Annotated in this window: 9 protein-coding genes and 2 pseudogenes; 4 read left to right on the forward strand and 7 right to left on the reverse strand. The window is 67.6% G+C overall.

Annotated features, from left to right (window positions below; translation table 11 throughout):
• Nucleotides 1–124, reverse strand: a pseudogene (locus I71_RS39320) (cytochrome-c oxidase, cbb3-type subunit II); the annotation flags it as partial.
• 21 nt (nt 125–145) lie between these two features.
• Nucleotides 146–1,640: pseudogene (ccoN, locus tag I71_RS01700) on the reverse strand (cytochrome-c oxidase, cbb3-type subunit I).
• 246 nt (nt 1,641–1,886) lie between these two features.
• Between ccoN and I71_RS01705 the strand changes: the two are divergent.
• The 3 genes from I71_RS01705 to I71_RS01715 all read left to right on the forward strand — a co-directional run bounded on the left by I71_RS01705 (nt 1,887) and on the right by I71_RS01715 (nt 4,187).
• Complete coding sequence (locus I71_RS01705; protein ID WP_042689384.1) at nt 1,887–2,435, forward strand: hypothetical protein; 549 nt, start codon at nt 1,887–1,889, stop codon at nt 2,433–2,435.
• 116 nt (nt 2,436–2,551) lie between these two features.
• Nucleotides 2,552–2,923: a cupin domain-containing protein gene (locus tag I71_RS01710; protein WP_042689366.1), complete on the forward strand. Its 372-nt coding sequence runs from the start codon at nt 2,552–2,554 to the stop codon at nt 2,921–2,923.
• 52 nt (nt 2,924–2,975) lie between these two features.
• On the forward strand, nt 2,976–4,187 hold the full coding sequence (locus I71_RS01715; protein ID WP_042689368.1) for a class I SAM-dependent rRNA methyltransferase: 1,212 nt from the start codon (nt 2,976–2,978) through the stop codon (nt 4,185–4,187).
• A 28-nt stretch (nt 4,188–4,215) separates the two neighbouring features.
• Here I71_RS01715 and I71_RS01720 read toward each other — a convergent pair whose 3' ends face one another.
• Nucleotides 4,216–5,547, reverse strand: coding sequence for a class I SAM-dependent RNA methyltransferase (locus I71_RS01720; RefSeq protein WP_042689371.1), 1,332 nt, complete (start codon nt 5,545–5,547; stop codon nt 4,216–4,218).
• A gap of 40 nt (nt 5,548–5,587) precedes the next feature.
• On the reverse strand, nt 5,588–6,010 hold the full coding sequence (locus I71_RS01725) for a thioesterase family protein (RefSeq protein WP_042689375.1): 423 nt from the start codon (nt 6,008–6,010) through the stop codon (nt 5,588–5,590).
• 181 nt (nt 6,011–6,191) lie between these two features.
• On the opposite strand from I71_RS01725, the gene I71_RS01730 reads away from it, so the two are divergent.
• Complete coding sequence (locus tag I71_RS01730; RefSeq protein WP_014248877.1) at nt 6,192–6,437, forward strand: hypothetical protein; 246 nt, start codon at nt 6,192–6,194, stop codon at nt 6,435–6,437.
• A gap of 3 nt (nt 6,438–6,440) precedes the next feature.
• On the opposite strand, the gene I71_RS39325 is transcribed toward I71_RS01730, so the two are convergent.
• From I71_RS39325 to I71_RS01740, 3 genes are all read right to left on the reverse strand, one after another.
• Entirely contained in the window at nt 6,441–6,941 is a 501-nt protein-coding gene (locus I71_RS39325) for an ABC transporter permease (protein WP_244433560.1), read from the reverse strand.
• A gap of 85 nt (nt 6,942–7,026) precedes the next feature.
• Entirely contained in the window at nt 7,027–7,254 is a 228-nt protein-coding gene (locus tag I71_RS39330; RefSeq protein ID WP_244433561.1) for an ABC transporter permease, read from the reverse strand.
• Between the two features lie 25 nt (nt 7,255–7,279).
• The coding region (locus I71_RS01740) for an ABC transporter permease (RefSeq protein WP_042689381.1) at nt 7,280–7,962 on the reverse strand (683 nt) is incomplete at its 5' end.

Below are 7,962 nucleotides of genomic sequence, written 5' to 3' on the forward strand. Positions count from 1 at the left end.
ATCGTGAGAGCGGGACGATCTGAACCAGACCGCCGATCGACACGGTGATCAGCACGAGCACGATCAGCAGAAGGGTGTTCCGCTCGATCAGGTCGTGGCTGAAGCCCTTTTTATCCTGAGCCATTTCTCGCATCCTTCCCTAGCGTCAGGCCGCGCCGACCGTCGCCTTGTGCGGCGTGGTGACATAGGGCTTCTCGATGCGGACATCGCCCTTCGCCGTGCGCCACAGGTTGTAGACCATGATGAGAGCGCCGGTGACGAACAGGACGCCGCCCATCGCGCGGATCACGTAGAACGGGTGCATCGCCGCGACGGTCTCCACGAAGGAGTACTGCAGGAAGCCCAGGTTGTCGTAGGCGCGCCACATCAGGCCCTGCATGATGCCCGACACCCACATGGCGGTGATGTAGAGCACGATGCCGATGGTGGCGGTCCAGAAGTGGTAGCTGACCAGACGCAGGCTGTAGAGCTGCGAGCGCTTCCACAGCACCGGGACCAGATAATAGATCGCGCCGAAGGAGATGAAGGCGACCCAGCCGAGCGCGCCGGAATGCACGTGGCCGACGGTCCAGTCGGTGTAGTGCGACAGGGCATTGACCGGCTTGACCGACATCAGCGGGCCTTCGAAGGTCGACATGCCGTAGAAGGCGACCGAGGTGACCAGGAAACGCAGGACCGGGTCGGTGCGCAGCTTATCCCAGGCGCCCGACAGGGTCATGATGCCATTGATCATGCCGCCCCAGGACGGCATCCACAGCATGACGGAGAAGGTCATGCCCAGCGTCTGCGCCCAGTCCGGCAGGGAGGTGTAGTGCAGGTGGTGCGGGCCGGCCCAGATGTAGAGGAAGATCAGCGTCCAGAAATGGACGATCGACAGGCGGTAGGAATAGACCGGCCGCTCGGCGCGCTTGGGCACGAAGTAGTACATGATGCCCAGGAAGCCGGCGGTCAGGAAGAAGCCGACCGCGTTGTGGCCGTACCACCACTGCAACATGGCGCTCTGCACGCCCGACACGAAGGTGTAGGACTTCATGCCGAACAGCGACACCGGGATTTTGACGTTGTTGCCGATGTGCAGGATCGCGACGGTCAGGATGAAACCCATGAAGAACCAGTCGCCACATAGATGTGCGACTCGCGCCGCGTCATCACCGTGCCGATGAACTGGAACCCATAGGCCACCCAGACGACCGTCAGGTACAGGTCGAGGACCCCTCCGGCTCGGCGTATTCCTTGCCCTGGGTGTAGCCCAGGACATAGCTCAGCGCCGCGAGCACGATGAAGATGTTGTAGTTCCAGAAGATGAACTTCGCCAACCCTTCGCCCCCGAAGAGATGCTGGCGGCAAGTCCGCTGGACCGAATAAAGCGAAGTGGCGAGCAGCACGTTGCCGCCGAACGCGAAAATCACGGCCGAGGTGTGGACCGGGCGCAGGCGCCCGAAGCTCGTCCACTCCAACCCGAGATTCAGCGCCGGGAAGGCCAGCTGCAGAGCGATGAAGGTGCCGGCCAGGAAACCGACCACGCCCCAGAACACTGCAGCGATAACGAAGAGTCGGATGGCGTCCTCATGGTAACGCACGTCTTCCGACACCCGCTGGCTGCCCAGGGTGGCCCCTGAAGTCAGAGTCGCTGATGTCATACAATCTCTCCCGTTTGCCCCGGGCGGCCGTGGGGCCGCGCCTTCTGGGTTGCACCACCACTGGGTACGTACTGTTAAGGAGCGGGACAGGTTGCACTCGGAAATGCCAAGAGGGACGCCGGGCGCGCCTGTCTCCAATGGCGCCCACTATGTGGATCGGGGGGGGCAGCAACATTGATCTACGTCAACGACCCTTGCGGCCTGGGCCTGCCATCGTTCAGCGTCCTTGCAATCGGCCGGGCTGAAATGGACGACGGTTTCATCGCAAAACCCCTTGGTCGGCGCCAGATCGACCAGGCTTACCCGCTGGTCTGCGCCATCGTGCCGGGCCTGGGGGTCGACCAATGGCGCGCATTTGCCGCAGCGGTGCTGGACAGCACAACCGGGAGCGGCGATGGAGGGAGTGGCCGGCCCGCCGACCGGGGCATCATGACCGTGCAGAACGCGCAGGGGTACATGCACGGGCTGTTCTCCTACGCAGTCGAACCTCACCTGATCCACGGACGGACGCTGTGCGTGGACAACTTCGTCGTGCTCGACCTGTTCGACGTCGCCGGTATCGCCGAGACGCTGCTGCGGGCGATGGAGGGGCTGGCCCGCCGGCTGGGCTGCGCCGCCATCCACACCACCCTGCCGGAGCGCTACGTCACGCGCGACAGCCGCCGCAACCCCATTCCCGACTGTTTCCGCATCGAAGGGCACCGGCAGGAGACGATCCGCTTCTGCAAGCATCTGACGGTGGTCAACGACAACGCCCCGGAGGCGGCGGCCGACGGACGGTTCGGCGCGGAATAGCACCCGGCGGGCAGGGGCCGTTCCGCCGATCTCGACCCGCCGCCGCGGCTGGTACAGGATCGCGGTCTCGTCCATGACGGTGCCTTGCGGCAATCACCGAACCCGGAATTTTGCGAATGAGCGGAGCACGATACGGCAGCCTGCTGGAAGGGCTTCCCGCAAGCCCACAGCCCGACGAACTCTTCGCGACACTGGCGGCGCTGCCCGGTGTGCGGATCGAGCGGATCGTCTCCACCGGCCAGACCTCGCCGGATGGCTTCTGGTACGACCAGGGGTGGGACGAGTTCGTGCTGCTGGTCACCGGCACCGCCACCTTGCAGGTGGAGGGAGGGGACGACCGCCTGCTGGCCCCCGGCGACTGGGCGCTGCTGCCCGCCCGTACCCGCCACCGCGTTGCCGCCACGGCCGTCGGCGAGTCGACGGTGTGGCTGGCGATCCATATCGGCGAACCGGCAGCCGAACCGGAAGGCGCCGTCGGAGCGGAATAGCAGGACCACCGCGGCCATTGCACGCGGCCGATTTGCCGCTAGGATGCGGCCCATGAGCGACACCGGCACCAAACCCGTCAAGAAATACCCGGCGATCCACCTGCAGGCCGGCCGCCAGCGGCGCGTCATGCAGGGACATCCCTGGGTCTATTCCAACGAAGTCCAGATGGACACCACCGCCAAGGCGGTGCCGCCCGGCAGCCCGGTGCGGCTGCTGGACCCCGGCGGGACGCCGCTGGGCATCTACACCTTCAATCCGCACACGCTGATCGCTGCCCGGCATCTGTCGAACGACCCGGCGACGGTGGTGGACCAGGCCTTCATCGCCGACCGGCTGCGCCGCGCGGTGGGTCTGCGCGACCGGCTGTTCTCCCGTCCCTTCTACCGCGTCGTCCATGCCGAGGCCGACGGGTTGCCGGGCCTGATCGTCGACCGTTTCGACGATGTGGTGACGGTGCAGGCCAACTCCGTCTTCATGGACCGCCGGATCGACGAGATCCTGGCCGCCATCGACGAGGTGATGGCGCCGCGCGCGGTCATCCTGCGCAACGACGGCAGCCAGCGCGCGCTGGAGGGGCTGACGGAGGAGACCCGGCTGGCCAAGGGCGAGATCGATGGCCCGATCCGCCTGGAGGAGAATGGCGTCACCTTCTTCGCCAACCCGCTGGACGGCCAGAAGACCGGCTGGTTCTACGACCAGCGCGACAACCGCGCCTTCATCGCTTCGCTGGCCAAAGGCGGCCGGGCCATCGACTTCTACAGCTACAATGGCGGCTTCGGCATCCAGTGCGCGGTGGCCGGCGCCACCCAGGTGGTCGCGGTCGACCGCTCCGCCCTGGCTCTGGAGAATGCCAGCCGCGCCGCCGAGGCGAACGGCGTCGCCGACCGCTTCGAGGCACGCAAGGCCGACGCCTTCCAGGAGATGGAGCGGCTGGCCGCGGCCGGCGAGACCTTCGAGGTGGTGATCGCCGACCCGCCGGCCTTCGTGAAGTCGAAGAAGGATCTGGCCGCCGGCTCCCGCGCCTACCGCAAGATGGCGCGGCTGGCCGCGAAGATCACGGCACCGGGCGGCTATCTGCTATGCGGGTCATGCAGCCACAATGTCGATCCGCCGACCTTCGCCGAGCTGGTCGCCCGCGGCCTGAACGACGCCGGCCGCACCGGCCGCATCCTGCGCAGCGCCGGCGCCGGCCCTGACCATCCGGTTCACCCGAATCTTCCGGAGTCGGCCTATCTGAAGGCGATCGTCCTGCAGCTGGATTGAGGCGAGGGAGGAGGCTGCGACAGCCTCCTCACCGCTCGAACAGGCCGACCAGTTCCACATGGGCCGACCACAGGAACTGGTCGACCGGCCAGAGCTTCACCAGACGATAGCCGCCATCCACCAGCACCCGCGCGTCGCGGGCGAAGCTGGCGGGATTGCAGGACACCCCGACCACCCGCGGCACCTTGCTGCCGGCGAGCGCCGCTGCCTGGGCCGCGGCACCGGCGCGCGGCGGATCGAACACCACGGCATCGTAACGATCGAGCTCCTTGACGCTCAGCGGGGTCTCGAACAGGTCGCGGCGCTCGGCCGTCAGCCGCAGCCCCTGCACCGCGCGGCCGAGCGCCGCCACCGCCGCCTCGTCGCCCTCCACCGCATGAACCGACGACTGTTGCGCAAGCGGAATGGAAAAGGTGCCGACGCCCGCGAACAGGTCGGCGATGCGGGCGGCCTGCCCGACTCCCTCGCGCACCGCCGCCACCAGGGCGGCTTCGCCCTCCGCGCTCGCCTGGAGAAAGGCGCCAGGGGGCGGCTGAATCGGAACGCCTGCGAAACGGATGAAGGCCGGCCGGCGGTTCGCCACCGGCTCGGCTGCCGCGCGGTCGGTCGGTTGCCAGGCGATGCGGGCGATGCGCTCCGGCTCGAAGGCGACCACCAGCTCGCGGGCGGCGCGATCCAGGCTGCGCGGCCCGACCAGCAGCAGGTCGACCCCGCCTTCCAGGTCGGTCAGCACCACGTCGGCATCGCCGCCGTCCGGCAGCAGGCCGGCCAGCAGGCCGCGCAGAGGCTCGACCAGATCGAACAGGCGCGGCGCCAGGATCGGGCACTCCTCCAGATCGACCAGCCGGTGGCTCTGCCGCTCGTTGAAGCCGAACCAGACCCGCCTGCCCCGCTTCAGCGCCGCGAACCGGGCGCGGCGGCGGGCGGCAGCGGGTGTACGTGCCAGCGGCTCCATCACGACATTGCCCAGCCCGACCCGCTCCAGCGCTCCACGCACCATCCCGCTGTTCCAGGCGGCGTAGGTCGCATCGTCCATCTGCTGGAGCGTACAGCCGCCGCAGCGGCCGAAATGGCGGCAGGGCGGGGTCTGGCGGCCGGGACCGGACTCAAGCACCTCAAGCAATTCGCCCCGTACGCCCTCCCCTTTTCCGTCGCTTTCGGCGACACGGACGCGCACGCGGTCGCCCGCCACCGTGTAGGGGACGAACAGGCGCAGGCCGTCAGCGAAGGCCACCCCGTCGCCGCGCGCCCCGACATCGGCGATGGCGACCTCGATCTCCCGCGCTTCGGCGGGCGGCTGGGTGGTCTTGCGGGTCGGCTGGCGTCCCTTGGCGAAGGGGCGCTTGGCTGGGCGCGTCATATCGGGGGTCCGTTGGATGCTGGGGATTGCTGCGCCCCCTTTACGCCTCCAGCAGCTTGGCGCGCAACGGTTCCGCGATCGGCGTCGGGCGATGGGCGGCCTTGTCGACGATCACCGCCACCGCTTCCTGGGTGGCGATGCAGCGGTCGCCCAGGAAGATGGCGCAACCGAGCGTGATCGAGCTGGTGCCGACCCGCAGCGTCCGCGCGCCGATCCGCACCGTGTTGGGATAGAGCAGCTCCGCCTTGTATTCGATCAGGCTGCGGGCGAGCACCACGGTCCAGGGATCCCCGTCGCGGAAGCCGCCGGCGCCATGCAGCAGGGCGATGCGCGCCTGTTCGAAGAAGACGCCGATGGCGTTGTTGTTGACGTGCCCGACCGCATCCAGGTCGTTGAAGCGCACGCGCTCCTCCCACCAGAAGCGATAGAGGTCGGGGCTGGTCAGGTCGGGCGTGCCGGTCATGCCGTCTTCCTTGCCGTATAGGTCAATGCATCGCCGGACTGTGGCGTATGGTCCGGGACGGCGCAAGCCCGGCTTCCCGCTTTGCCGTCCCAATTTTCCAACCGGACCCGCGAATTCCCGCGCCAATCGCCGATGGGCCGTGTTATTGGAGTCGGACCAACCCTCCGCAACGGACCGGACGATGAGCAAGGACACCACCAACCAGACGGCCGAGGCGCTGTTCGAAAAGGCGCTGTCGATCGCCGAAAAGCACCTGGATGAGGCGATCAAGGAAGGTGGCCCGCTCGGCCCCTACATCGCCGTCGCCATGATCGAGGCAGCGGTGAACGCCGCCGTGGACGAGACCAGCCACGAAGACGTCATCGACATGCTGCGCGATCTCGCCGCCCAGATCGAGGCGGACGCCGACGAGGCGGAAGAGGACTGACGATCAGGCGGTTACGGACCCTGCCTGCCGGCGCGCCTCGCGCCGGCGCAGGATCTCGTAGACGACGGCGCCCAGGACGGTCAGCGCGATCAGCACCAGCGACAGCGCGTTGACCGCCGGGGTCAGGCCGGTGCGCACCTTGGTCGCGATGAAGACGGTCAGGGTGGTGTCCAGCCCGCGCACGAACAGCGTGGTGTTGTAGTTCTCGAAGCTCTGCAGGAAGGCCAGCAGGGCCGCCGACAGGATCGCCGGCATCAGGTACGGCAGTGTGATGCGCCGGAACACCTGGCCATGCGTGGCGCCGAGGTCGAGTGCGGCCTCCTCCAGCGCCGGGTCGAACCGCTCCAGCCTTGCCGAGAACAGCAGCATGGCATAGGCGGCGATGAAGCTGGATTGCGCGACCACGGTCAGGAACAGCCCGCCGCTGACCCCGAACCATTCCCGCCAGAACACCAGGGTCGAGATGCCGACGATCACCCCCGGCGTCAGCAGCGGCGACACCATCAGCGCATAGAGGACGGTCCTGGCCCGGCGTGCAGCCGGTCGAGCAGCAGCGCCGCCGCCAGCCCCAGGGGCACCGCAAGCGCGATCACCCCGCCCCGACGATCAGGCTGGTGCCCAGCGCCGCCCACATGCGCTGATCTCCCCACAGCGCTTGGAACCAGCTCAGCGTGAAGCCCATCCAGGGGGTGACGGTGGGAAAGCGGCTGCTGTTGAAGGTCGCCGCCGCCATGATCCCCAGCGGCAGGAACAGATAGCCGAAGAACAGAACCAGATAGGCGCCGGTCAGCAGGCGGCGGAAGCGGGCAGCGGTCATGTCGGTGATCCCATAGGAGGCAGGCTCACTTCGCGATATCCGCCAGCCCGACGCGGAACAGCCGCATCGCGCCGAGGATGAAGCCGATGCACAGCACCAGCAGGATGAAGGCGTAGGCCGCCCCCTGGTTCCAGTTCCCGCCCTCGAAGAACCAGTTGTAGATGATCTCGGTGAACCAGCGGCTGTTCGGCCCGCCCAGCAGGGCCGGCACGGCATAGCTGCCGGCGGCCAGCATGAAGGTCATGATGCAGCCGACCGCGATGCCCGGCTTGGCATGGGGCAGCACGATGCGGCGGTGGATGCGCAGCCATCCGGCGCCCAGATCCCGCGCCGCCTCGATCTGGTTGCGGTCCAGCGATTCGATGGCGTTGTAGAGCGGGAAGACCATGAACAGGATGTAGACATAGACCATGCCGACGATCACGCCGCCGTCGCCGCCCAGGAAGCGCTGCGGCTCGTCGATGATGCCGAGCCCCAGCAGCAGCGCGTTCAGCGGCCCGTTGAAGGCCAGGATGATGTACCAGGAGAAGGTGCGCAGCAGCTCGTTGATCCAGAAGGGCACGACCAGCATCAGGATCAGCAGCGGCAGCCGCCGCTTCGGCGCCACCTGCGCCAGATAGAAGGCGACCGGATAGCAGACGGCCAGCGTGGTGGCGGTGACCAGCGCGCTGGCCCAGATCGTCTTCAGGAAAATCGCCAGATGGATCT

This window comes from Azospirillum sp. B506 (assembly GCF_000333595.1).
Taxonomy (GTDB): Bacteria; Pseudomonadota; Alphaproteobacteria; order Azospirillales; family Azospirillaceae; genus Azospirillum.